The organism is Sphingomonas suaedae (assembly GCF_007833215.1).
GTDB lineage: Bacteria > Pseudomonadota > Alphaproteobacteria > Sphingomonadales > Sphingomonadaceae > Sphingomonas > Sphingomonas suaedae.
The window spans coordinates 1,513,819-1,535,832 of record NZ_CP042239.1; the positions used below are offsets into that span (position 1 = coordinate 1,513,819).

At 66.6% G+C, this 22,014-nt stretch carries 22 protein-coding genes, 1 tRNA gene and 1 pseudogene; 11 read left to right on the plus strand and 13 right to left on the minus strand.

What is annotated here, in order from left to right; translation table 11 throughout:
* Window positions 1–18 precede the first annotated feature (18 nt).
* Window positions 19–762 (minus strand): 16S rRNA (uracil(1498)-N(3))-methyltransferase, encoded by a 744-nt coding sequence (locus tag FPZ54_RS07215; RefSeq protein ID WP_145846063.1) that lies wholly within the window; start codon window positions 760–762, stop codon window positions 19–21.
* A 143-nt stretch (window positions 763–905) separates the two neighbouring features.
* Here FPZ54_RS07215 and FPZ54_RS07220 point away from each other — a divergent pair, with 143 nt between their 5' ends.
* The gene (locus FPZ54_RS07220; RefSeq protein ID WP_186456942.1) at window positions 906–1,685 is read left to right on the plus strand and encodes a hypothetical protein; all 780 of its coding nucleotides are present in this window, start codon (window positions 906–908) and stop codon (window positions 1,683–1,685) included.
* Window position 1,686: 1 nt separating this feature from the next.
* On the opposite strand, the gene FPZ54_RS07225 is transcribed toward FPZ54_RS07220, so the two are convergent.
* A complete protein-coding gene (locus tag FPZ54_RS07225) occupies window positions 1,687–2,766 on the minus strand; it encodes an oxidoreductase (RefSeq protein ID WP_145846066.1) in 1,080 nt (359 codons plus the stop codon).
* A 144-nt stretch (window positions 2,767–2,910) separates the two neighbouring features.
* On the opposite strand from FPZ54_RS07225, the gene ubiA reads away from it, so the two are divergent.
* From ubiA to FPZ54_RS07240, 3 genes are read left to right on the plus strand one after another with little or no spacing between them, the layout of a single operon-like run.
* Window positions 2,911–3,828, plus strand: coding sequence for a 4-hydroxybenzoate octaprenyltransferase (ubiA, locus tag FPZ54_RS07230; protein ID WP_145846067.1), 918 nt, complete (start codon window positions 2,911–2,913; stop codon window positions 3,826–3,828).
* Between the two features lie 31 nt (window positions 3,829–3,859).
* Entirely contained in the window at window positions 3,860–5,206 is a 1,347-nt protein-coding gene (locus tag FPZ54_RS07235) for a TldD/PmbA family protein (protein ID WP_145846069.1), read from the plus strand.
* Window positions 5,199–5,981 carry an inositol monophosphatase family protein gene (locus FPZ54_RS07240; RefSeq protein WP_145846070.1) on the plus strand — a complete coding sequence of 261 codons (783 nt, stop codon included), beginning with the start codon at window positions 5,199–5,201 and terminating at the stop codon, window positions 5,979–5,981. The genes FPZ54_RS07235 and FPZ54_RS07240 overlap by 8 nt, the downstream gene beginning before the upstream one ends.
* Window positions 5,982–5,988: 7 nt before the next feature.
* Here the strand turns inward: FPZ54_RS07240 and FPZ54_RS07245 are convergent, their stop codons facing one another.
* A complete protein-coding gene (locus FPZ54_RS07245) occupies window positions 5,989–6,699 on the minus strand; it encodes a hypothetical protein (protein WP_145846071.1) in 711 nt (236 codons plus the stop codon).
* 9 nt (window positions 6,700–6,708) lie between these two features.
* Entirely contained in the window at window positions 6,709–7,917 is a 1,209-nt protein-coding gene (locus FPZ54_RS07250; protein WP_145846072.1) for a toxic anion resistance protein, read from the minus strand.
* 155 nt (window positions 7,918–8,072) lie between these two features.
* On the opposite strand from FPZ54_RS07250, the gene FPZ54_RS19770 reads away from it, so the two are divergent.
* From FPZ54_RS19770 to FPZ54_RS07265, 4 genes are all read left to right on the plus strand, one after another.
* Window positions 8,073–8,240 carry a hypothetical protein gene (locus FPZ54_RS19770; RefSeq protein ID WP_186456943.1) on the plus strand — a complete coding sequence of 56 codons (168 nt, stop codon included), beginning with the start codon at window positions 8,073–8,075 and terminating at the stop codon, window positions 8,238–8,240.
* Window positions 8,230–9,201: a hypothetical protein gene (locus FPZ54_RS07255; RefSeq protein ID WP_145846073.1), complete on the plus strand. Its 972-nt coding sequence runs from the start codon at window positions 8,230–8,232 to the stop codon at window positions 9,199–9,201. Before FPZ54_RS19770 ends, FPZ54_RS07255 begins: the two co-directional genes overlap by 11 nt.
* Before the next feature lie 73 nt (window positions 9,202–9,274).
* A complete protein-coding gene (gene typA / locus FPZ54_RS07260; protein WP_145846075.1) occupies window positions 9,275–11,089 on the plus strand; it encodes a translational GTPase TypA in 1,815 nt (604 codons plus the stop codon).
* 214 nt (window positions 11,090–11,303) lie between these two features.
* Window positions 11,304–12,203: an OmpA family protein gene (locus FPZ54_RS07265; protein ID WP_145846076.1), complete on the plus strand. Its 900-nt coding sequence runs from the start codon at window positions 11,304–11,306 to the stop codon at window positions 12,201–12,203.
* A 44-nt stretch (window positions 12,204–12,247) separates the two neighbouring features.
* Here the strand turns inward: FPZ54_RS07265 and ruvB are convergent, their stop codons facing one another.
* The 3 genes from ruvB to ruvC form a co-directional block, all read right to left on the minus strand.
* Window positions 12,248–13,276 (minus strand): Holliday junction branch migration DNA helicase RuvB, encoded by a 1,029-nt coding sequence (gene ruvB, locus FPZ54_RS07270; protein WP_145846077.1) that lies wholly within the window; start codon window positions 13,274–13,276, stop codon window positions 12,248–12,250.
* Window positions 13,277–13,385: 109 nt separating this feature from the next.
* Window positions 13,386–13,985 (minus strand): Holliday junction branch migration protein RuvA, encoded by a 600-nt coding sequence (gene ruvA / locus FPZ54_RS07275; RefSeq protein WP_145846078.1) that lies wholly within the window; start codon window positions 13,983–13,985, stop codon window positions 13,386–13,388.
* Between the two features lie 157 nt (window positions 13,986–14,142).
* Window positions 14,143–14,643 (minus strand): crossover junction endodeoxyribonuclease RuvC, encoded by a 501-nt coding sequence (gene ruvC / locus FPZ54_RS07280; RefSeq protein ID WP_145846080.1) that lies wholly within the window; start codon window positions 14,641–14,643, stop codon window positions 14,143–14,145.
* A 161-nt stretch (window positions 14,644–14,804) separates the two neighbouring features.
* Here ruvC and FPZ54_RS07285 point away from each other — a divergent pair, with 161 nt between their 5' ends.
* Window positions 14,805–15,320 carry a hypothetical protein gene (locus FPZ54_RS07285; RefSeq protein ID WP_145846082.1) on the plus strand — a complete coding sequence of 172 codons (516 nt, stop codon included), beginning with the start codon at window positions 14,805–14,807 and terminating at the stop codon, window positions 15,318–15,320.
* Between the two features lie 179 nt (window positions 15,321–15,499).
* Here FPZ54_RS07285 and FPZ54_RS07290 read toward each other — a convergent pair whose 3' ends face one another.
* The 4 genes from FPZ54_RS07290 to FPZ54_RS07305 form a co-directional block, all read right to left on the minus strand.
* Window positions 15,500–16,243 (minus strand): YebC/PmpR family DNA-binding transcriptional regulator, encoded by a 744-nt coding sequence (locus tag FPZ54_RS07290; protein WP_145846083.1) that lies wholly within the window; start codon window positions 16,241–16,243, stop codon window positions 15,500–15,502.
* Window positions 16,244–16,573: 330 nt separating this feature from the next.
* Entirely contained in the window at window positions 16,574–16,900 is a 327-nt protein-coding gene (locus tag FPZ54_RS07295; protein WP_145846084.1) for a heavy metal-binding domain-containing protein, read from the minus strand.
* A gap of 84 nt (window positions 16,901–16,984) precedes the next feature.
* Window positions 16,985–17,224: a DUF2312 domain-containing protein gene (locus tag FPZ54_RS07300; RefSeq protein WP_066660091.1), complete on the minus strand. Its 240-nt coding sequence runs from the start codon at window positions 17,222–17,224 to the stop codon at window positions 16,985–16,987.
* 114 nt (window positions 17,225–17,338) lie between these two features.
* The gene (locus FPZ54_RS07305; protein WP_145846086.1) at window positions 17,339–18,448 is read right to left on the minus strand and encodes a S41 family peptidase; all 1,110 of its coding nucleotides are present in this window, start codon (window positions 18,446–18,448) and stop codon (window positions 17,339–17,341) included.
* A gap of 72 nt (window positions 18,449–18,520) precedes the next feature.
* Between FPZ54_RS07305 and FPZ54_RS07310 the strand changes: the two genes are divergently transcribed.
* A complete protein-coding gene (locus tag FPZ54_RS07310; protein WP_186456944.1) occupies window positions 18,521–19,042 on the plus strand; it encodes an Lrp/AsnC family transcriptional regulator in 522 nt (173 codons plus the stop codon).
* 29 nt (window positions 19,043–19,071) lie between these two features.
* On the opposite strand, the gene FPZ54_RS07315 is transcribed toward FPZ54_RS07310, so the two are convergent.
* Both FPZ54_RS07315 and FPZ54_RS07320 read right to left on the minus strand, forming a co-directional pair.
* A tRNA-Asp gene (locus tag FPZ54_RS07315) sits at window positions 19,072–19,148 on the minus strand.
* 45 nt (window positions 19,149–19,193) lie between these two features.
* The gene (locus FPZ54_RS07320; protein ID WP_239019805.1) at window positions 19,194–20,387 is read right to left on the minus strand and encodes an AI-2E family transporter; all 1,194 of its coding nucleotides are present in this window, start codon (window positions 20,385–20,387) and stop codon (window positions 19,194–19,196) included.
* Between the two features lie 152 nt (window positions 20,388–20,539).
* On the opposite strand from FPZ54_RS07320, the pseudogene FPZ54_RS07325 reads away from it, so the two are divergent.
* A pseudogene (locus tag FPZ54_RS07325) lies at window positions 20,540–21,999 on the plus strand (glycerol kinase).
* Window positions 22,000–22,014: the final 15 nt, after the last annotated feature.

A 22,014-nucleotide genomic window follows, 5' to 3' on the forward strand; every position in this document is an offset into this window, starting at 1 on the left:
ACGGGGAGGATTTTATGACTACCAATCCCCCGCCGCCGCCATCCAAAGGCTCACCGCCGCCGCAGCCGCAGTCTCCGCGCGCAAAATCCGTGGCCCCAGCGAAATCCCCACCCCCTGCGAAACCACCCGGATCGCCTCGCGCTCCTCGGCGTCGAAGCCGCCTTCGGGACCGACCAGGATCGCCGCCGGGCCGGGATGCGCCTGCATCGCCTCCAGCGCAGGTGCCCCGCCGGTCTCATCGGCAAAGAATAGCGCCCGCCCCGTCGGCCAGTCGCGCAGCAGCGCCGCCAGCTTCACCGGCTCCACGAGTTGCGGCAGCGCGGTGCGTCCGCATTGCTCCGCCGCCTCGACCATATGCGCGCGCAGCCGGTCGAGGTTGAGCTTGTCGACCACCGCCCGCCGCGTCAGTACCGGGGCCACGCGCGCCACGCCCAGCTCACATGCCTTTTCGACTACCCAGTCGATGCGCCCCTTCTTGATTGGCGCGGCGCACAGCCACAGGTCGGGCACCGGCTCGCGCTCGCGAAGCCGCTCGCGCACCTCCAGCGTCACGTCGCGCTTGCGCACTTCGGTCGCCACGCCCAGCCATTCGCCGGTCTTGTCGTCGAACAGCTTGACCGGATCACCCGCCTTCAGCCGCATCACGCTGGCCAGATAGTGACCTTGTTGTCCATCGATCCGGCGATGCTCGCCCTCAGTCAATTCCTGCTCGACGAACAGGCGCGGGGTCGATTGCGGGGGCCAGGCGGGGGTGGCGATCATGCGCCCTTCCTAGTCAGCGCGTCGCGCCTCGTCACGCTCGCCATGGCAATGCTATCCAAAACAACTAGATCGGCAAAATGAGCCGTCACCCTGTCTCGGATACACTGACCTTCGAATTCGACGTGCCTGTGGCGGTGGACCAAGTGCGCATCGGTCCGAACGGCATCGTCGAGATGATGAGCGGCGGCAGGGCCTTGTCGCCGCGCCATGTCCGGGCCGGCCAGCACCGGCCACGAGGCGAAAAGCGCGAGAAGAGCCTCTTCAGCATCCCGCTGACCGGTCCCCCGGCAATGATGCGTGAAGCCCAGGCCCTTGCCCAATATCGTTTCATCTTCGTCGTTGATACCAACACCCGATTGATTGCGGGGACCCCCGTTTCGTTCGCCAGCGTCGCGGTTTGCTCGATCCGCACCGGGATCGAGGCGAATGGTGAGACCCTGCTAAGCATCGTGCATCCGATCGGCTACGAGTTTCGCGGTCTGGCCAGCGAACAGGAGCGGCTCGCCTGGCTGTTACTCCAGGACGCGATCGTCGGCAGTCCCGATTTCGACGGCGCCGCGCGCTATCTCATCGTCACCGATCACGCTCAAAATTGCCATGCAGCGATCAATGCACGCGACGAACCGCTGTTCGAGGATGCTATGCTCGCAGAGCGGCTGACGCTCGGCTACGCGACGAGCGACAGCGGGAGCTCGATCACCCAGCAAATCCTGCGCAGCTGTGACCGCAACGCGCGAAAATTCCTCCGCGATGTCGAATCCGGTGCCGTCGACGATACGAACCTGTTTGCGCTAAACGGAGGGCCGATCACGCATTTTCGTGGCATAATAAACACTAATCCGGGCGAATCGCAGACTGGCGACATACCGCGTTTCCGGCTGAACGCTGCGACGCCATTCCTGGACCCGTGGTGTGCCGGATGATCTACCGTGTGGGGTATACAGAGCTGCGCGAAACCCCATAGGCAAGCCGCTCGGCGTCGCTCAGCGCTAGTTCGGCCCGCGCGCCGCGCTCCGACGAACGCTGCGCCGCGTCGATCACCGCCATCACCGCCAGCGCCTCGATCCCCGGCACGGGATTGGCCGCATCGCCGCGAATGGCGTCACGGATCGCCGCGTAATAGCGCCGCTGGTCCCCGCGCTCGGCTGCAACCCGCCGCTCGCCCGCCCCATCGAACACCGTCAGCGCATCGTCGTCCACGCCCCAACCTTCGCTGCCCGGCACGACACCGGCCAGCAACTGCGCCTCCTGCTGGTCGATCCGCGCCTTGACCAGCGACCCGCGTTGCCCATGCACCGTGAATCGTGCCGTTCCGCCTGCAACCAGCACCGACGCGTGCAGCACCACCCGCATCGCGCCATAGCCCAGCACGACATGCGCCCAATCGTCCGCCTGTCCGCCCACCCGCTGAATCGCAATATCGCCCTGCACCCAGTCGGGCAGGCCGAACAGGCACAGCGCCTGATCCACCAGATGCGGCCCAAGGTCGAACCAGATGCCCCCGCCCGGTACCGCCCGCTCTCGCCAGCGGTCGCGGACTTCGGGCCGGAACCGGTCGAAATGCGATTCGAACTGCGCAACCTCGCCCACTTGTCCCGCGCGGATCGCCTTCGCCACCGACAGGAAATCGCTGTCCCAGCGCCGATTGTGGAACACGCTCAGCACCCGCCCGGCGGTCTCCGCTTGCGCGATCAACCCGCGCGCTTCGTCCAGCGTGACGGTGAAGGGCTTGTCCACCACCACATGCTTGCCCGCCGCCAGCGCCGCCGCCGCAATCGGCGCATGGGTATCATTGGGCGAAGCGATCACGATCAGGTCGAGATCGTCCCGTGCGATCAGCGCCGCGGGACCGCACTCAACCGCAACGCCCGGCAGATCGGCATGAACCTTCGCTGCGTCGCTTGACGCGACTGCAACGACCTCCATCCCCTCCACCACACCGATCAGCGGCGCATGAAAGGTCCGCGCCGCGAACCCGAACCCGACAATCCCGACGCGAACCATGCAAACTCCCGAGAAAAGACTGTCCTACACACCCCGGCCTGTGGCAGCACGCCACGATGATCCCGGCCTTCTCTCCGACCTTACACCCTCGCGTACAACAGCGCGTTTTTTGTCAGTTTCGTCTGGCCTGTGTCAGCTTCGTCCATGACTGATCCGGCACAGACCGTTCCCGACACCCAGCATCGCGGTCTGATGAGACTGCTCCCGGCCGCCGCCCGCCCCTATGCGCTGCTCGCCCGGTTCGACCGGCCGATCGGCTGGTGGCTGCTCTTCTGGCCCGGCGCCTGGGCGATCGCCCTGTCCGGCGGCGCGGTGGAGCGCTGGGACATGATCGCGTGGTTCCTGCTTGGCGCCATCGCGATGCGCGGCGCGGGCTGCGTCTATAACGATATCGTCGACCGCGATCTCGACCGTCAGGTCGCCCGCACCCGCAGCCGCCCGCTGGCGAGCGGCGCAGTGAGCCTCAAGGCCGCGTGGATCTGGCTGATGTCGCTCTGCCTGATCGGGTTGATCGTCCTGGTCCAGCTCAACCCTTTCGCCGCCGCGATCGCGCTCGCCAGCCTCATCCTGGTCGCCGCCTACCCCTTCATGAAGCGGATCACTTGGTGGCCACAGGCGTGGCTGGGTCTCGTTTTCTCCTGGGCCGCGCTCGTCGGCTGGGCGGCGATCACGCGCGAGCTGCCCGCCCCTGCCCTGCTGCTCTATGCGGGGTGCATCGCCTGGGTGATCGGATACGACACAATTTACGCGCTTCAGGATGTCGAGGACGACGCGTTGGTCGGCGTCCGTTCGTCCGCCCGGCGCCTCGGCAGCCGGGTAAAAGCGGGCGTGGCCCTGTTCTACACACTCGCCGTTGCACTTTGGGCGACGGCGCTGTGGCAGGTTCGCCCCGACCCGCTCGTCCTCGCCGCACTCGCGCCGATGGCGCTGCATCTCGCCTGGCAGGTCGCGACGCTTGCTCCTGCGGATGGCGCCAATGCGCTCCAGCGCTTCCGCTCGAATCGCAATGCCGGGTTGCTGATGTTCGCCGCCTGCTTCGTCGTGGGGACGACAGCCTTTTGACCTTCGCCCCCCGAATACCTAGATCGCCGCGATGCTGACCCCCGACGAAGCCCAGACCCGCGTCCACGACGCCATTGCCCGCGCCACCCGTGCAGGCGCCGACGCCGCCGATGCCATGCTGTCCGCGGGAGAATCGCTCTCGGTATCGGTCCGGCTCGGGGCGCTGGAAGATGTCGACCGGGCGGAGCACGCGGAACTTGGCTTGCGCGTGTTTTGCGGCACCCGGTCCGCCAGCATTTCGACCACCGATTTCAGCCCCGCCGCGCTCGATACGCTGGCCGAGCGCGCGGTGGCGATGGCGCGCGAGGCACCCGAGGACGAATGGGCGGGTCTCGCTCCCGCCGGACGCCTGCTCCAGGGCGACGTGCCGCAACTCGACCTCGACGATGGCGCGCTCGCCGACCCCGTGACCCTTCGCGCCACCGCGCTTGCCGCCGAGGACGCCGCCCGCGCCGTTCCCGGGGTCACCAACAGCGAAGGCGGCAGCGCCAGCGCCAGCCGCAGCATCTGGGCGCTCGCCACCAGCCATGGCTTTACCGGCGCCTATGCCGCGTCCAACCACAGCATCTCGGCGAGCGTACTCGCGGGCGAAACCGGCGCGATGGAGCGCGATTACGCCTATCACAGCGCCCGCCACGCCCGGCATCTGGAGTCCGCAGAAGCGATCGGCCGCCGCGCGGGCGAACGCGCGGTCGCCCGGCTTGGCGCGGGCCGGGTGCGCAGCGGCGCGATGCCGGTCGTGTTCGACCCGCGCGTCGGCAACGGCCTGCTCGGCCATCTGAGCAGCGCGATCTCCGGCAGCGCGATCACCCGAAAGACCAGCTTCCTGCTCGACGCGATGGGAAGCCCGATCTTCGCCCCGGACATATCAGTCGTGGACGATCCGCATCGACCCCACGGCCTGCGCTCGCGCCCGTTCGATGGAGAGGGCCTGCCCGTGTCGCCGGTCGCACTGGTCGAGGACGGGGTGCTCCAAACCTGGCTGCTCGACAGTGCATCGGCGCGTCAGCTCGGCCTTGAACCAACCGGCCATGCGGTGCGCGGCATCGGCGGCGCCCCCTCGGTCGGCCCAAGCAACCTCACGATGCAGAACGGCAAGCTGCCGGTCGAAACGCTGATCGCCGATATCGACTATGGGGTGTACGTCACCGAACTATCGGGTCAGGGCGTCAACCTCGTCACCGGCGACTATAGCCGCGGCGCGGCCGGCTTCCTGATCGAGGGCGGCGAGATCACCCGGCCGATCAGCGAGTTCACCATCGCCGGAACGCTTCAGGCGATGTTCCGCGCGCTCGTTCCCGCCAACGATCTCGAACTGCGCTACGGCATCAATGTGCCGACGCTGCGGATCGACGGAATGACGGTGGCCAGTGGCTGACGGCCTCGCCCGGGCGGTCAGCGCGGTCGCCGCCGAGGCGGGACGGCTGGCGCACGCCCGGTTCGGCACCGACGTTCGCAAATGGGAGAAGTCTCCCAACAATTTCGTCTGCGAGGTCGATCTCGCGGTCGACGAGCTGCTCCGCGCGCGGCTTTCCGCACTGCTCCCCGATGCTGGCTGGCTTTCGGAGGAGACCGCCGACGATCTCGCCCGCCTCTCCCACCGCCGCGTCTGGGTGGTCGATCCGATCGACGGCACGCGCGACTATCTGCGCGGTCGCCCGGGCTGGGCCGTGTCGATCGCCTTGGTCGAGGACGGGCAGCCGGTGATCGGCGTGCTCGACGCCCCGGCGCGCGGCGAGCATTGGATCGGAGTGCGCGACGCGGGCGCCACTCGCGGCGGCGACCAGATCGCGGCATCCGGACGCGCCGACCTGCCCGGCGCTCGCGTTCCCGCAGACGATCTTCCAGCGGTCGATCAGGACCTGGTCATGGTCCCAAGACCCAATTCAATCGCGCTGCGCATGGCGATGGTCGCGGCGGGCGAGGCCGATCTGCTCGCCACCTTCCGCTGGGGTGCCGACTGGGACATCGCCGCCGCCGTGCTGATCGCGCGGGAAGCTGGCGCCACGGTGACCGACGCACTGGGAAAGAAACTGCGCTTCAACACCCCGCGCGGCGAGAGCTTCGGCCTGCTGGCGACTGCCCCCGGCATCCACGCCGCCGCCGCCGACCGCCTGCGGCCAAGGGCAGTGGAAGCGCTCGGCAAGCCCTGACGCCGGGCTATTCGATCGCGTCGTCGCCGCGATAGCGGATCTGGAGATAGCGACCCCGCGTCGCCAGCGCGTCCAGATCGCCCTGCGCCAGTTGGGCCGACATCTGGGCGATCTCCTGGTCGATCAGCGCCAGCCCCTCGACCAGCTGCTTGTCGGGCGACTGGCCGAACCGGTCGACCCCGCGCAGATTGTCGGGCACGCGCTGATAGCCCTTGATAAGCTCCGGCAATTGCTCGCCGACCAGCTTGCGGACTTCGGCTGCCGCAGGCTCGCTCTCATCCAGCGTCCGCAATTGCCCTGCCAGCGTCTCGAGCTTCACCCCGATCGTATCCACCAGCGGCATCGCCGCTCCGGGCAGGCTCGGCCGCTGGCGGTCGAGCCATTCCTCGGTCTGCAGCGGCAGCGTCGCCAGCGACACCGCGCCGAACTTCTCCGGCGTCACCTCGCGGCTGGTGGGCATCAACCCGAAGAACAACGTCGTAGCGATCAGTGCCGCCATCACCAGCAACGCCCCGCCCATGCCCAGCGGAATGAACCAGCCCAGCACCATCGCGCCGATGACGATCGCCCCCGCCGCCGCCCCGATCCGGCCCACCCGGCCCAGAATCTCGGCGTCGCGGCGGCGTTTGGCGCGCGCGGTCAGGTTCGTATAGCGCTCCCGCGAACGGTTGAGCACTTCGCTGGCGCGGTCAATCTGACGGTCGATCTCGGTCGGCATGACGGGTACTTACAGCGCCTCCAGCTTGAACGTCTCGTTGTTTCCGGAAATCTGGTTCTGCGACGCGCCCTCCGCCCGGGCGATATAGCCCTTGGACTTTTCGACCTCGTTCGACAGCACGTTGACCGTGGTCTTCATATTGTCGAGCGCCTTCACCTTGAACGTGTCGATCGCGTCCATCGTGTCATAGATATTCTGGAAGGCGCGCTGCAGCGTTTCGATCGGAATCGTCGCAGACGCCGCCTGTTCGTGAATGCGGGCGGTATTGTCCTTGAGCAGCTTACCGGTCGAATCGATGATGTTCGCGGTGGTGGTGTTGAGCGCGGTGATCTGGTCGAGCACCAGCCGCTGCGCGGTCAATGCCTGCGCCACGGTCACCGCTGTGCGCAGCGCGCCGACGGTCGTGGTGCTGGCGCGATCGACGCCCTTCACCAGCTCGACATTGTTCTTCTTCACCAGATCGAGGGCGAGATAGCCCTGCACCGTGACCGCCATCTGGGTCAGCAGGTCCTGGGTGCGCTGGCGGGTGTAAAAGAGCGCGGTCTCGCGGATCGCCTTGGCCTTGGCCGGATCGCTGTGATCCAGTTCGTTGGCCTTGTCTTCCAGACGCTGATCCATCTCCTTGGAGATATAGATCATCTGTTCCAGCCGCCCCATCGCCGCCCACAGATTCTGCCGCTCCACATCGATCGCGGCATTGTCCATCAGCAGCTCGTCCTTGCCGGACTGCAGGCTCTTCAGGATGGCGGCGATATGGCCCTGACTCGACTTGTAGCTGTCGAAATAGTTGCGCAGCTTGTTGCCGAACGGGATGATCCCGAACAGCTTCTTGCGCTGGGTCAGGTCGCCGCGCTTGCCGGGGTCGAGATCCTCGACCACGCGGCGCAGTTCGGCCAGATCCTTGCCGACGCCCGCATCCTTGTCCATCGCCCGCACCGGACGGTCGAGGAAACGGTTGGACTGGCCCGCCGCATCGCGAATCTCTTTCGATCCCATCGCGGTGATCGCATCGACTCGCTTGCCGAACTCCGGAGAGTTGACGTCCTGCGCCACCAGATCGTCGATGAAGGTTTCGACCCGGGTGATGAGCTCACCCTTTTTGCCCTCGTCGACGGGGACAAGTCCCGCCATTTTCTCGGCCGGTCGCTCCTTCAGCGGCTCGGGCGCAGTCAGCACCAGATCGTCGGTCTTTTCGGCAGTCGCAGTCTCGGTCGCCATCGCATCCTCCAGCGGTTCCACCCTAGATGAACGGGAACCGCGTCGCCTTCAAGTGTGTCGCAAATATAATACACTTCCACTATCGTGCAACTGACTGCGAATGTCAGTGGTTGGGGGCTAGCAGCCTGTTAGTATTTCGGCGCTATGGAGGAGTCATGGAACGCAGGCTCAGGATGATGATTGCCGGTTCGATCGCGGTCTGGGTGCCGGTGGCTTCGGCTGCCGAGGCAAGCCCGATTCTGGTCGACATGGGCAAGGTCTATCGCCTGAAGGTCCAGCCTGCGGGCGACGCGCCCTCCCCGACGGAGGTACATGCGCGCTAAATTCTTCGCGACTGCCATGCTGGTCGCTCTTGCGCTTCCCCCGGCATCGGCCGTCCAGTCCGCGCCGCAAGCTATTCGAGGGCCCGCACGGTGCCTCGACACCTATTCCGCGCGGGTGTGCGATACCGCTTCCCTCGCCCCGCTGCGTGCCGAGCTGGCACATAAATTCGCCGCCGTGCTGATGGCGGGTAACCGCACCGCAACCTGGGAAGCACGGCGAAAGGCGGCGCTGCGCGAGATTGCACAGGCGCGCGACTATGAGGGCAAGCCGCTGTCGGACGTCGAACTGGCACAGCGGTTCCGCGATCAGATCGCCGATCTCGACAAGGCGCTCGCCCAGACCCAGTCCGTCCGCGAAATGGTGAAGACGCCCTCAGCACGCGGCGAGACCTGTATGGCGACATGGCTCGATCAGAGGTGTCGCGTCACCTCCTCCGGCATCCTGTGGAGCAAGACCGGCCAGTCGATCTATTGGCAAATGATGGACGGCGCCTCGTCGGAGGACGGCGTCGGCGCGGGGATCGTCCTTTGGGCGGGCAGCGGCTTTGGCACCGCAAAACTGATCGGATGGTCGTTCGACGGCGTATTCTTCGAACCGCCGCGTCTCACTCAGGACGGCATGATCTGGGTCCCCGGCCGGGTGATGGGGACGGGAAACGGCAATGCCGACCTCTTGTTTGAATGGGACGAGGCCAGCAAGAGCTGGCAGGACATCGAACTTGAAAGCTGGCGCGACAGCCTGGGCTCGAAGCTGCCCAAGGGGTTCGGCATCTGGAAAGGCGTCGACTATGATTTCGAGGGGCTGGGCGCGGCCAGCAAGCTGTGGCGCGAGAGCGACGCGAACTGCTGCCCCAGCGGCGGCGACGCGCTGCTGGACTTCGCTATCAGGGACCGGAAGCTGATCTTGACGGACGTGCGCGTCGACATCGTCGAGAAGCGGCGCGCGCGTCCAAAGGACTGAAGCCCTTCCCGCGCCGCACAATTTCCGCTATGGGCGCGCCCGAACCGCATTTCAGCGCCATCCAGGAACAGTTATGAACCTTCGCAACGTGGCGATCATCGCCCACGTCGACCACGGCAAGACCACGCTCGTCGATCAGCTTTTCCGCCAGTCAGGCACGTTCCGCGACAATCAGCGCGTCGAAGAGCGTGCGATGGACTCGAACGACCTCGAAAAGGAACGCGGGATTACCATTCTCGCCAAGCCGACCTCGATCGATTGGGAAGGCACCCGGATCAATATCGTCGATACGCCCGGCCACGCCGATTTCGGCGGCGAAGTCGAGCGCATCCTATCGATGGTCGATGGCGTCGTGCTGCTGGTCGATTCGTCGGAAGGCGCAATGCCGCAGACCAAGTTCGTAACCGGCAAGGCGCTGGCTCTCGGGCTGCGTCCGATCGTCGTGGTCAACAAGGTCGACCGTCCCGACGAGCGCATTCAGGAGGTGCTGGACGAAGTGTTCGACCTGTTCGTGTCGCTCGATGCGTCCGACGAACAGCTCGACTTCCCCGTCCTCTACGCTTCGGGCCGCAACGGCTATGCCAATGAGGATCCGACGCTGCGCGAGGGCACGCTGAAGCCGCTGTTCCAGAAGATCGTCGATCATGTCCCGCCGCCCGCGCTGGACGTCGACGCGCCCTTCACCTTCCTCGTCACCCTGCTCGACCGCGACAACTTTCTTGGCCGTGTGCTTACCGGTCGCGTCACCAGCGGCAAGGTCAAGGTGAACCAGCCGATCCATGCGCTCGATATGGACGGCAACATCATCGAAACCGGCCGCGCGTCGAAGATCATGTCGTTCCGCGGCCTCGATCGCGTGCCGGTGGACGAGGCGCAGGCGGGCGACATCATCAGCCTTGCCGGACTCGCCGTCGCTACGGTCTCCAACACAATCGCCGATACGTCGGTCAGCGTGCCGATCCAGGCGCAGCCGATCGATCCGCCGACGCTGTCGATGCGCTTTGCCGTTAACGACTCGCCGATGGCGGGGCGTGAGGGCACCAAGGTCACCAGCCGCATGATCCGCGACCGCCTGTTCCGCGAAGCCGAATCGAACGTCGCGATCAAGGTGACCGAAGCGGAGGACAAGGACAGTTTCGAGGTCGCAGGTCGCGGAGAGCTTCAGCTGGGCGTGCTGATCGAAACGATGCGCCGCGAAGGGTTCGAGCTGGGCATCAGCCGCCCGCGGGTGCTGTTTCGTGAGGAAGACGGCCAGAAGATGGAGCCGTATGAAACCGTCATCATCGACGTGGACGAGGAGCATTCGGGCACGGTCGTCGACAAGATGAACATCCGTAAGGCCGAAATGACCGACATGCGCCCGTCGGGCGGCGGCAAGACGCGCATCACCTTCAGCGCACCCAGCCGCGGCATGATCGGCTATCATGGCGAGTTCCTGTCCGACACGCGCGGCACGGGCATCATGAACCGGCTGTTCGAGAAATACGGGCCTTTCAAGGGCACGATCGAGGGTCGCAAGAACGGCGTGCTGATCTCCAACGGCGCGGGCGAGGCCAATGCCTATTCGCTCAACACGCTGGAAGATCGCGGTATCCTGTTTGTCGGGCATGGCGAAGCGCTGTACGAAGGCATGATCATCGGCGAGAACGCCAAGCCGGACGACCTTGAGGTCAATCCGATGAAGGCGAAGCAGCTGTCCAACGTCCGCTCGTCGGGCAAGGACGATGCGATCCGCCTGACCCCGCCGAAGAAGATGACGCTGGAACAGGCGATTGCCTATATCGACGATGACGAGATGGTCGAGGTGACGCCCAAGACGATCCGCCTGCGCAAGCGCTTCCTCGACCCGCACGAGCGCAAACGTGCATCGCGGGCGAAGGCGGCCTGAAGTCAGCCGCAACCGCAGCCAGACCGTAACGGCGCCGGGAGCAATCCCGGCGCCTTTTTCTTTCTGGACATGTCCCCCATCGCACCGGCTGCATCGCCCCGCCGCGTTCCAGCCTCCGGTCGCCTCCCCCCTCGGCCCACCCCCCGGAACCAATTTCGCGCCCGCAGACTTAGCCCCAGGCCCCAGAGCGGGATGAGTTTGTAGGAGTAGCTTCATGCGTGCCATTTCCAATCACCCCAAAAAGCTGTTGCTGGTCGCGATGCTCGCCACCGCCGCGCCGACCGGCCTTGCCGCGCAGGAACAGCCCGGCCTGACGCCGGAGGATTCGGTGACGATCCAGGGCGAGGCGCTGCCGCCGCTGGATCAGATGCCCGAAGGTCCGGAAGTCGAGGGGATGATTTCGGCCCGCCAAGGCAATCAGGTTCAGGTCACCACCGCCGACGGTGCGCCCGTTATCGTCGCCGTCACCGATGCGACCGACATCCGGTCGACCGGCGGGTTTCTGGGCCTGGCCCGCACCAAACGGAGCAGCGACGCGCTGCTCAACGGTCTGCCGGTGACGGTCAAGACGCGCCAGTTCGGCGGTGGGCTGGTCGCGAGCGAGGTCAGGATCGCGAACAAGGACCTGCGCACCGCATCGATGATCCGCACAGGCACCAGCCAGGGCTTTGCCGAACAAACCGCAGCGACCGAGGCTCTGCGCGGTCGCGTCGGCAATATCGACCAGTATAATGTCAAGGGCACCACCAATGTGAACTTCGACACCGGCAAGGCGGTGCTGACCGCACAGGCCAAGGCCGAACTGTGCGCCGCGGCGAGCCAGGCGGAGAGCATGGACAACGCCCTGTTGCTGGTCGTCGGCTATACCGATTCGACGGGCAGCCAGGAGCTCAACCAGCAACTGAGCGAAAAGCGCGCGACCCGGGTGGTCAATCACCTGCAACAGGCCTGCGGCTGGAAACCCTATCGGATGCTGACCCCGACCGGCATGGCCGAAGCCGATCCGCTGGCGGACAATATGACACCCGAAGGCAAGGCACAGAACCGCCGCGTGGCGGTGAATATTCTCGTCAGCAAGGCTGTCGACGGGCTGCAGGAAGCGCGGATCAACTGACGAGGAGGGGGAAAGCGCCGTTCCCCGGCGCTTTCCTTCAACTTCTATTTGCCGTCGAACAGCCCCTCCTGCGCTCCCGCAGGCGGGTTTAGACCCAGATGTTTCCACCCGGCGGCATTGAGGCACCGTCCCCGCGCGGTACGGGCGATCAGGCCGATCTGGATGAGATAGGGCTCGATCACTTCCTCCACCGTATCGCGCGGTTCGGACAGGCCCGCGGCGAGCGTTTCGACGCCGACCGGGCCGCCGCGATAGATGTCGGCGATCATGGCAAGGTAGCGGCGGTCCATCGCGTCAAGGCCGAGCGCGTCGACCTCCAGCCGGGTGAGCGCGGCATCCGCAGCCTTGGCGTGGACGGTCGTCTCGCCCAGCACATTGGCGAAGTCGCGCACGCGGCGCAGCAGCCGGCCGGCGATGCGCGGGGTTCCGCGCGAGCGGCGGGCAATCTCCGCCGCGCCATCCTCTGCGATCGCCAGGTCGAGCAGGCTGGCGGCGCGGGTGACGACGCGGGTCAGTTCCTCGACCGTGTAGAATTGCAGGCGGACCGGAATGCCGAAGCGATCGCGCAGCGGCGTCGTCAGCAGCCCCTGCCGTGTGGTCGCACCGACCAAAGTGAAGCGCGGCAGATCGATGCGGACACTCCGCGCCGACGGCCCCTCGCCGATCATCAGATCGAGCGCGCGGTCCTCCATCGCGGGGTAGAGCACTTCCTCGACCGCTGGGGCGAGGCGATGAATCTCGTCGATGAAGAGGACGTCGCCATCCTCGAGATTGGTAAGCAGTGCCGCGAGGTCGCCCGATTTGGCGATGACCGGCCCGGACGTGGCGCGGAACCCCACGCCCATTTCACGCGCGATAATCTGCGCGAGTGTGGTCTTGCCAAGGCCGGGGGGCCCGAAGAACAGGACATGGTCGAGCGCATCGCCACGCTGGCGCGCCGCGTCGATGAATACGCGCAGATTGTCGCGCGCGGCACGCTGGCCGACGAATTCGTCGAGCGACTTGGGACGCAGCGCGGCGTCCATGTCCTCGGGGCGGCGGGCTGCGGTCAGGATGCGGTCAGGCTCAGTCATTTGCCTCCCCCCACTCCGTCATGCTGAACGTGTTTCAGCATCCACCCTGCGGCGGGCGTCGGTTCAGCGGTTTCAGCCCAAGCATGACGGACGGAGGGAAGAATAGCCGTCACTTCGCCGCCTTCCGCAGCGCCAGGCGGACCAGTGCGTCCAGGGTGGCGCCTGGCCCCAGTTCGTCGCTTGCGGCGCTCACCGCGCTGCTCGCCTCCGCAGGCTTGAAACCGAGGTTCAACAGCGCCGACACAGCGTCGTTCGCCGCGCCGCTGGCCGGAGCCGCCGTCCCCGCGCCGCCGCTGCCGATCGCGATGCCACCCGCTTTGTCCTTGAGTTCGTTGACGATGCGTTGGGCGAGCTTCGGGCCGACGCCGTTCGCCCGCGCGATCATCGCAGCGTCCGCTCGCGCCACGGCGGTCTGGACTTCGGCGGGGGAAAGGATCGAGAGGATCGCGAGCGCGACCTTGGCCCCTACCCCCTGCACGCCGGTGAGCAGGCGGAACCAGTCGCGTTCCTCGGCCGATGCAAAGCCCATCAGACGGATCGAATCCTCTGCGACCAGCATCTCGGTATGCACGGTCACGAACTCGCCGAGCGCGCCCAGCGCCGCCAGCGTCTTCGCAGAGGCGCCGACGAGATAGCCGACACCGTTCACGTCGATCACCGCATGATCGATGCCGGTCGCGGCGAGGTGGCCGTTCAAATGCGCGATCATGCCGGTGTCGCCAAATCCAAAGTTTACACTCGCTTTACACTATCGCGGCCTTCCGCAGCCGCGCGCGATCCGGATCGCCAACAGGCGCCGCGCCCCGCATCTGTGGTACATAAACGGAACGGGTTGTTGTAGGAAAGCGGAAACAGACAAGCGCCCGTCACCGTCCCAGCGCGCGCGCGCTCCCCAGATGATGCGCGTGGCAGATCGCGACCGCCAGCGCATCGGCCGCGTCGGCGCCCGCGATCTTCGTGCCGGGAAGCAGGCGGACGATCATCGCGTGAACCTGCGCCTTCTCCGCCGTGCCGGTGCCGACCACCGCCTTCTTGACCAGGCGCGGGGCGTATTCGCCAACATCCAGCCCGACGCGCGCGACTGCGGCGATGGCGACGCCGCGGGCATGGGCGAGCTTGAGCGTCGATTGCGGGTTGGAGTTGACGAACACCTCCTCGACCGCCGCCCCATCGGGGGCGTGATCGGCGACCAGCGCGGCGAGCATTGCGTCGAGATGCGCGAGCCGCCGGGGCAGTGGCGCTTTTGCATCGGTCTTGAGCTGGCCGTTGGCGATATGGCTGAGGCGGTTGCCCTCGGCGCGGATCAGCCCCCAGCCGGTGGTGCCGAGTCCTGGATCGAGGCCGAGAATCAGGCGCGTCGGGCTCATCGCCTTACCGCGCGCGGTGCGTCCCGTAACGTATTTCTGCTGGTTGCCCGACCTCTAGCCATCTCCGCGCCCTAAAAGACAAATGGACCGCGCGCCAGCCTGTCCCGGCATCGATCCGATGTCGCCCTGTCGTTCCGGAGTCATGAAAGCGGGTTTGTACCGTGTCCGATCTCGATCCCTTTTTTGCCGAACATCGCCGGTTGCGAGAGTATAATGTCGAGATGGCGACGCTGGCCCGGCAGTTCGACCCGCCCGGCGTCGAAGAGCTGAACGACGCGCGGTGGCGTTTTACACGCACGCTATTGCGCACACTGACGCTCAAGGACCGGATGATCTACCCTCGGCTGCGGCTGCACGCAGACCCGCAAGCGCGGCTTGCCGCCGAGCGCTTCTGCCAGTCGACCACGGTCGATTATGCGCGCTTTGCAGCGCATACCAAGCGCTTCCCGCCCGACGTCGTGGTACGCGACTGGCGCGCCTATGCGGTCGCGGTGCGGCTGCGCACCGCCGAACTGGAGGACCGGATGGATCGCGAAGAGCGCGACTTGTTCCCCTGGATCGACAGCGCGCCACGGGTGGAATCGATCCCGTTTTCGCAGGGCACCAACTGGGCGTCCGACGCGTGGCGGGTCCGCACGCTGCTGGGCAAGGACTCGGTGGACGACCGGGCGGCTTAGCGCTTCCGATTCGCCCTCTTCGCTTGGCAGTTTGCTCACCCGCGACGCTGGGGGCAGAGCGGGGTATCCCCGCGCGGCTGCGATGCAGCCGCCACCCCTCTCCCAGCTCCGACCAAGTCCTCGCTGCACAAGGCCAAGTCTGTGCCTCCGTCCCCCATCCTGCGGACGGACAGGGAGGTCTAGCCGAGCTTCGCCATGACCTCGTCCGAGACTTCGTAATTGCCCCAGACGGTCTGGACGTCGTCGTCGTCGTCGAGCGCGTCGATCAGCTTGAACAGGGTCGCGGCGTCGCTTTCGTCCACCTCGACCATCGTCTGCGGACGCCAGGCGAGTTTCGCGCCTTCGGCTTCGCCGAGCACGGGTTCGAGCGCCTTGGCGACTTCGTGGAGGTCGCCATGGGCGGTCCAGATCTCGTGGCCGTCCTCGCTCGACGTCACATCCTCGGCGCCCGCCTCAAGCGCGGCTTCGAAGACTTTCTCGGCGTCGCCGACGCTCGCGGGATAGGTGATGAGGCCAACCCGGTCGAAGGCGTGGCTGACCGATCCCGATGCGCCGAGATTGCCGCCATTTTTGGACACTGCGGTGCGCACGTTGGTGGCGGTTCGGTTGCGATTGTCGGACAGCGCCTCGATGATCAGGCTGACGCCGCCGGGGCCGAAGCCCTCATAGCGGATTTCCTCGTAATTCTCGCCGTCACCCTTGCTCGCCTTGTCGATCGCGCGCTGGATATTGTCCTTGGGCATCGACTGCGCCTTGGCGGCGTTGACCGCCGCGCGCAGGCGCGGGTTCATGTCGGGATCGGGCAGGCCCATCTTGGCCGCGACGGTGATTTCGCGGCTGAGCTTGCTGAACATGCCCGAGCGCTTCTTATCCTGCGCGCCCTTGCGGTGCATGATGTTCTTGAACTTGGAATGGCCTGCCATGGGTATCTCTTGTGAGTGGGCGGCACCGGCCCGCTCCCCCACGGGGTCCCCGCAAAGTAGTACTTTGCGGGGCTACCCGCACCCGGCCACCCAAAGGCAGTGTATTCCATGGGTGGCCGGGTGGGGGAGCGGGCCGGTGCCGAGATCAAATGCTACGCGTCTCTAGGGCAAGGGCGGGTTGAGGCGCAACCGGGGGTTTTTTCAGCCAATACCCTTCGCCCCCCGGCCTTGTGCCGCGGTCCACCGGGAGGCAGGCGCGAAGCAAGAGGCTTGAGCGCTCGACGCGAGGCGGAGTGGACCCCGGCACGGGGGCCGGGGTGACCGGCCTTGTCAAACCCCGCTGAGCGTCACCGCGGTGCCCGAAGCGGAGACCATCAGCATCGAGCCGTTCTTGCCGATCACCTCATAGTCGAAGTCGATGCCGATCACGCCGTTGGCGCCCATCGCGCGCGCCTCGTCCTTCAGCTCGTCGAGCGCGGTCCTGCGCGCGTCCTTGAGCGGGCGTTCATAGCTGCCCGAACGGCCACCGACGATGTCGCGGATGCCGGCGAACAGGTCGCGAAAGACATTGGCGCCGATGATGACCTCCGCCGTCACGATGCCGTGATAGCGGGTGGCGGCATGGCCATCGACGGTGCTGGTGGTGGTGAGAATCATGCTGAGCACTCCGGTTGGGAGGCGGCATGTTAGGGTGGCGGGGCAATCCTGAAAATCCTCCCCGGCAGGGGGAGGATTAAAGGCTTACTGCATCCCCAGCGCGGCGCGATAGGTTTCGAGCAGGGCGTCCTGCTCGTCGAGCTGATGCTTCTCCATCTTCCGCAGGCGGATGATGGTGCGCATGATCTTGGCGTCGAACCCGGTCGCCTTGGCCTCGCCATAGACGTCCTTGATGTCGTCGCTGATTCCTTTTTTCTCTTCTTCCAGCCGCTCGATCCGCTCGATCAGAAGGCGCAGCTGCTCGGCCGAAATCGAGTCGCTCATGTCCCGCTCCATAAATGGTGAACGGGGGCGTGTAGCGGCTGGTGCGGAGGGTGCAAGGGGCCAGCCGGGCGATCCTGTGGATAGAGCGGCGGCCCCCTATTCCCCCGCGCGCGGTCAGCGCGGCCGGGGCTGGCGATGCTCCATCGAACCTTTCGGCATGTGCGATGCGGACAGCGCCTCTGCCTGATCCGGAGCGACGCCTTCGCGCACCAGCACGTCGACCAGCGCACGCTCCGGGGCGACCGCAATGTCAGGCTGCACCCCGACCTGCTCCCAACCATCGCCACCCGGAAAATAGCTGCGGCCAAAGGGGATGAAGGCCGAAAAGCCGCCGGGCAGGTCCATCGTGCCGCCATAATGGCCCGCCCCGGCGGTGGTGACGCCGACGAGCGTGCCGCGCCCGGTGCCCTTGAACACCATCGCCAGATGCTCCGCCGCAGAACCCGTGCGGCCCGAGATCAGATAATAGATTTTCGCTTTGCTCCAGGGCGAAACGGGGCTGGCCGGGGTGACGCGATGTTCGGCGCGGTGGAATTCCTTCGGCGCATCGACCTTGACCAGCGAGGCGAACGGCAGCGGCCCGCCCTGTTCGGCGACCGATGCGCGGGTGTCCATCACCATCACCGGCTGCGCCCGGGTGAAGATGCGGGGAAACAGCACGTCCATCTCCTCCAGCCCGCCGCCGCCATGGGTGCGCGCGTCGATGATCAGCGTCCTTGCCCCGGCATTGGCGTCGAGAAAGGCGGCAAAATCCTTGAGTATCTTGGGATCGCCCATGAAGGCGTTGAACCGGACAAAGGCGATGCCGGGCGCGATCATGCCCGCCTGCTCCATCAGCGGCGGATAGTCGCGCGGGGCGCCTCCGGCCGGACCGGACGCAAGCGGCTGACGCGGGGGGTGCATACGCAGATGGCCATCGGGGGCCACCGCCTGAAGATCCGCAGTGACCAGTTGCGCGAGCGCGGCGGCGTCGGCGGGCGCATCATAGGCACCCGCGGCGAGCCGTTCGCGCAACCGGGCTGCGTAGCGTTTGGCGACATCGGGGAAGACGAAATTCGCCTCGATCTCCCCGGCCAGCTTCGTCACCGCCTCCTTGCCGATCGCCGGGGGGAAGGCGGGCGCTTCGGTCGCCGGTACCGGTGCTGCGGGTGTCGGGCTGCTCTGCGCCATCATCAGCGGCGCCGCCATCGTCAGGCCAGCCGCAACGAGAAATCGAGATCGCATTCATATCCTCCTCGGTTCGCCGACTGTTATAGTTGACTAACACGCCTTTTGCAGTCGAACTCGAGGCGCTATGTGCCGAAATTCGTCATCCAGGAGCGCGGTCGCGCGGTTATGAGCAAGCTCGACGCCTTCGATATCCGGCTCCTCAACCTGCTTCAGGCGAATGCGCTGGCGACCGCCGACGAGCTGGCGGCGCATATACCCCTATCGACATCGGCGGTGACGCGGCGAGTGCGACGATTGCGCAGCGCGGGGTGGATCGCGGCGGATGTCGCGGTGCTCGCGCCGAAGCTGACCGCACGGCGGTTGCGCGCGCTGGTGCGGGTGCAGGTGCATGATCATGCCGAGGAGCGCGGAATCGCGGCGCTGCGCGGGCGGCTGGCGGCGGAGGATGCGGTGCAGATGATTCTGGACGTGGCGGGGGCGGACGACCTCGCCGTGCTGATCTGCGCGCGCGACATGGACGATTACAACGCGCTGGCGGAGCGGCTTTTCCAGACCGATCCCGCCGTGCGGCGCTATGAGACGAGCTTCGTCAAGCGCGTCCACAAACAGAGTGCGGCGGTGATGCTGAAGCCCGGCGATACGGATTGAGAGAGGGGCAGCCACCCCTTGCAGGGGGGTGGCGCGAGTGACGGGGCTCGAACCCGCGACCTCCGGCGTGACAGGCCGGCGCTCTAACCAACTGAGCTACACCCGCTTGGCCTCCAGCGCCGAAGCGCGGTCCCTTGCGAGAGCGCGGCACCTAACCGGGCGGCCCGGGGCTGTCAACACCGGTTTCACCCATATTTTGCGGCACCTGCTGGGGCTGTGGCGCGGCGGGGTTTCCGCGCGCCACCAGCGTGCCGTGCTCGAACAGGAAGCCGGCGATATCGGGCTTGCCCGCGGCGTTGAGCACGGTCTGGATGATGATGAGCAGCGGCACCGCCAGCAGCGCGCCGGGCGTACCCCAAACCCAGCCCCAGAAGCTCAAGGAGATGAGGATCATGATCGGATTGATCGTCAGCCGCCGCCCGACCACGAGCGGAGTGACGAAATTCGCCTCGATCGTGTGCAGCCCGATCATGATCGCGGCGGGCAGCAAGGCGGTCCACACGTCCTGAAAGGTCATCAGCCCGCCGACCGCGAGGAAGGCGGCGCCGAAGATCGGGCCGAGATAGGGGATATAGTTGAGCAGCGCGACGATGCCGCCCCACATCAATGGTGTCGGCATCCCGATCAGCCACAGCGCCCCCGCGACCACGAGGCCGAGCGTCACATTGATCGCGGTGATCGTACCGAGATAGGCGGAAGTGTCGTCCACCACGTCCTGAATCACCCGCGCCGTCGCCATCGCGCCCCCGAAGCTGGTGCGGCTGGTGATCGCGCCGCGCCGCAGCCGCGTCCAGCCCGAGAGGAAGAAGAAGATGACGAGTACGGCGAAGAACATCTCGATGAACGCGGTCGGCGCGCTGGTCGCCGCGAGTTCGAGGATCGAGCGCGGCGGCGCCTCCGCCGCGGTCTCGGCCGGAGTGATCGGGCGGGAGGAGGCGAGCTCCTGGATCGTCCGGTTCACGAAATTCTCGAAATTCGAATAGAAATCGATCAGCGGCTTCACGTTCGACTGGATATTGTCGATCCGCTCGGGAAGCAGCGACAGCCAGCCCCAGGCGGGAACGACGATCGAGGCGAGCGCGGCGTTGGCGGCGGTGAGGAACAGCAGCACGCAGATCAGCGCAGCGAGCGGCGCGGGGACGCGATGCCGCTCCAGCCATTCGAGGATGGGGACCAGCGCGATGGCGATGACGATCGCGGCGGTGAGCGGCAGGAAGAAGGGCGACCCCGCTTTGAGCGCGAAGGGAATGGCGAGGACGAGACCGACGCCGATCATCAGCGTCAGTCCCGCGAGCAACCGGTCGCGGCGATTCTCCGCCTCGGTCTCATGGTCGGCGGGCGGCACGACGGGGACGAAGTGATGCGCGGACTCGAGCGGTTCGCCCTCTCCTCCCTCGCGATGGTCCCTGCCGATTCCCGTGTCCACGCAGACCGCCTTTCCTGTTCCCGCTCCTAGCGCGATTTGCGCGCGATGTAATCCTCGCTAACCTGCCCCCGATGGGAGAGATATTGCTGGTCATCGACGAGGGAACGACCTCGACCCGCGCGATGCTGTTCGCGCCCGACGGACGCTGCCTCGATAGCAAAGCGGTGCCGCTCAGCCAGGGCTATCCGCAGCCAGGCTGGGTCGAGCATGACGCCGCGCAGATCTGGGCCGAATCGGCCAATTGCGCGGCGGCGATGGTCGAGCGCGCGGGCGGATCCGACTCGATCGCGGCGATCGGCATCACCAACCAGCGCGAGACGGTGGTGTTCTGGGACAAGCAAAGCGGCGAGCCGCTGGCGCCCGCAATCGTGTGGCAGGACCGGCGCAGCGCCGAACTCTGCCGCGCGATGAAGGAACGCGGCGACGAGCCGGGGGTGCAGGCGCGCACCGGATTGCTGCTCGACCCCTATTTCAGCGGGACCAAGATCGCCTGGGCGATGGCGAACTGGCCGCAATTGCGCGAAGCGGGCGACCGGCTGGCGATCGGGACGGTCGAGAGCTGGCTGGTCTGGAAGCTGACCGGCGGCTTGCATATCAGCGACGCCACCAATGCATCGCGCACGCTCCTCATGGGCCTTGGCAGCGGGGGGTGGAGCGACGGCTGCTCGATCTGTTCGACTGTCCGCGCGGCGCGCTGCCCGAGATCGTCGACTGTGCGGGGCGGTTCGGCGAGACGACTTTGTTCGGCGGGCGCATCCCGATCTGCGGCATGGCGGGCGACCAGCAGGCGGCGACGATCGGTCAGGCGTGCCTGACGCCGGGGGATACCAAGGCGACCTTCGGCACCGGCGCGTTCATGCTGACCAATGCCGGGGATCGCCAGCCCACCTCGCGCCACCGGCTGCTCTCGACATTGCTGTGCCAGCTCGGCGGGAAGCGGACCTATGCGATCGAGGGATCGGTGTTCGTCGCGGGCAGCGTGGTGAAGTGGCTGCGCGATTCGCTGGGGCTGATCGACGATGTGGGCGAGACCGAGGCGCTGGCGCGTAGCGTGGTCGACAATGGCGGAGTCTATTTCGTCCCTGCCCTGTCCGGCCTCGGCGCGCCGTGGTGGGAGCCAGGCGCGCGCGGGTCGATCAGCGGGCTCAGCCTCGCGAGCGGCAAGGCGCATGTCGTGCGCGCCGCGCTGGAGGCGATGGCGCACCAGAGCCATGACCTCAAGACCGCCTTCGCCGCGGACGGTTGCGACTGGTCGCGGCTGCGCATCGACGGGGGAATGGTCGCCAACGACTGGATCGCGCAGGACCTGGCCGACCTGCTGGACGTGCAGGTGGAGCGGCCGCGCTTTACCGAGACGACGGCACTTGGCGCCGCGATGCTGGCGGGCGTGGGATGCGGCCTTTTCGGGAGCCTCGAGGAAGCAGCGGCGATGCGCGGCGCGGTGGAGCTGTTCGAACCCGCCATGGCTGCCGCGACGCGCGACGCGCGGCTGGCGGGGTGGCAGCGGGCGGTGGCGGGCGTGGTCGGGTAACAACTCCGCCCCGCA

What these genes read in the sequence shown, in the direction of transcription:
- FPZ54_RS07215 (WP_145846063.1), bottom strand. Translation starts at nt 762, where the DNA reads ATGATCGCCACCCCCGCCTGGCCCCCGCAATCGACCCCGCGCCTGTTC.
- FPZ54_RS07225 (WP_145846066.1), bottom strand. Translation starts at nt 2,766, where the DNA reads ATGGTTCGCGTCGGGATTGTCGGGTTCGGGTTCGCGGCGCGGACCTTT.
- ubiA (WP_145846067.1), top strand. Translation starts at nt 2,911, where the DNA reads ATGACTGATCCGGCACAGACCGTTCCCGACACCCAGCATCGCGGTCTG.
- FPZ54_RS07235 (WP_145846069.1), top strand. Translation starts at nt 3,860, where the DNA reads ATGCTGACCCCCGACGAAGCCCAGACCCGCGTCCACGACGCCATTGCC.
- FPZ54_RS07245 (WP_145846071.1), bottom strand. Translation starts at nt 6,699, where the DNA reads ATGCCGACCGAGATCGACCGTCAGATTGACCGCGCCAGCGAAGTGCTC.
- FPZ54_RS07250 (WP_145846072.1), bottom strand. Translation starts at nt 7,917, where the DNA reads ATGGCGACCGAGACTGCGACTGCCGAAAAGACCGACGATCTGGTGCTG.
- FPZ54_RS19770 (WP_186456943.1), top strand. Translation starts at nt 8,073, where the DNA reads ATGGAACGCAGGCTCAGGATGATGATTGCCGGTTCGATCGCGGTCTGG.
- FPZ54_RS07255 (WP_145846073.1), top strand. Translation starts at nt 8,230, where the DNA reads ATGCGCGCTAAATTCTTCGCGACTGCCATGCTGGTCGCTCTTGCGCTT.
- typA (WP_145846075.1), top strand. Translation starts at nt 9,275, where the DNA reads ATGAACCTTCGCAACGTGGCGATCATCGCCCACGTCGACCACGGCAAG.
- FPZ54_RS07265 (WP_145846076.1), top strand. Translation starts at nt 11,304, where the DNA reads ATGCGTGCCATTTCCAATCACCCCAAAAAGCTGTTGCTGGTCGCGATG.
- ruvB (WP_145846077.1), bottom strand. Translation starts at nt 13,276, where the DNA reads ATGACTGAGCCTGACCGCATCCTGACCGCAGCCCGCCGCCCCGAGGAC.
- ruvA (WP_145846078.1), bottom strand. Translation starts at nt 13,985, where the DNA reads ATGATCGCGCATTTGAACGGCCACCTCGCCGCGACCGGCATCGATCAT.
- ruvC (WP_145846080.1), bottom strand. Translation starts at nt 14,643, where the DNA reads ATGAGCCCGACGCGCCTGATTCTCGGCCTCGATCCAGGACTCGGCACC.
- FPZ54_RS07290 (WP_145846083.1), bottom strand. Translation starts at nt 16,243, where the DNA reads ATGGCAGGCCATTCCAAGTTCAAGAACATCATGCACCGCAAGGGCGCG.
- FPZ54_RS07295 (WP_145846084.1), bottom strand. Translation starts at nt 16,900, where the DNA reads ATGATTCTCACCACCACCAGCACCGTCGATGGCCATGCCGCCACCCGC.
- FPZ54_RS07300 (WP_066660091.1), bottom strand. Translation starts at nt 17,224, where the DNA reads ATGAGCGACTCGATTTCGGCCGAGCAGCTGCGCCTTCTGATCGAGCGG.
- FPZ54_RS07305 (WP_145846086.1), bottom strand. Translation starts at nt 18,448, where the DNA reads ATGCGATCTCGATTTCTCGTTGCGGCTGGCCTGACGATGGCGGCGCCG.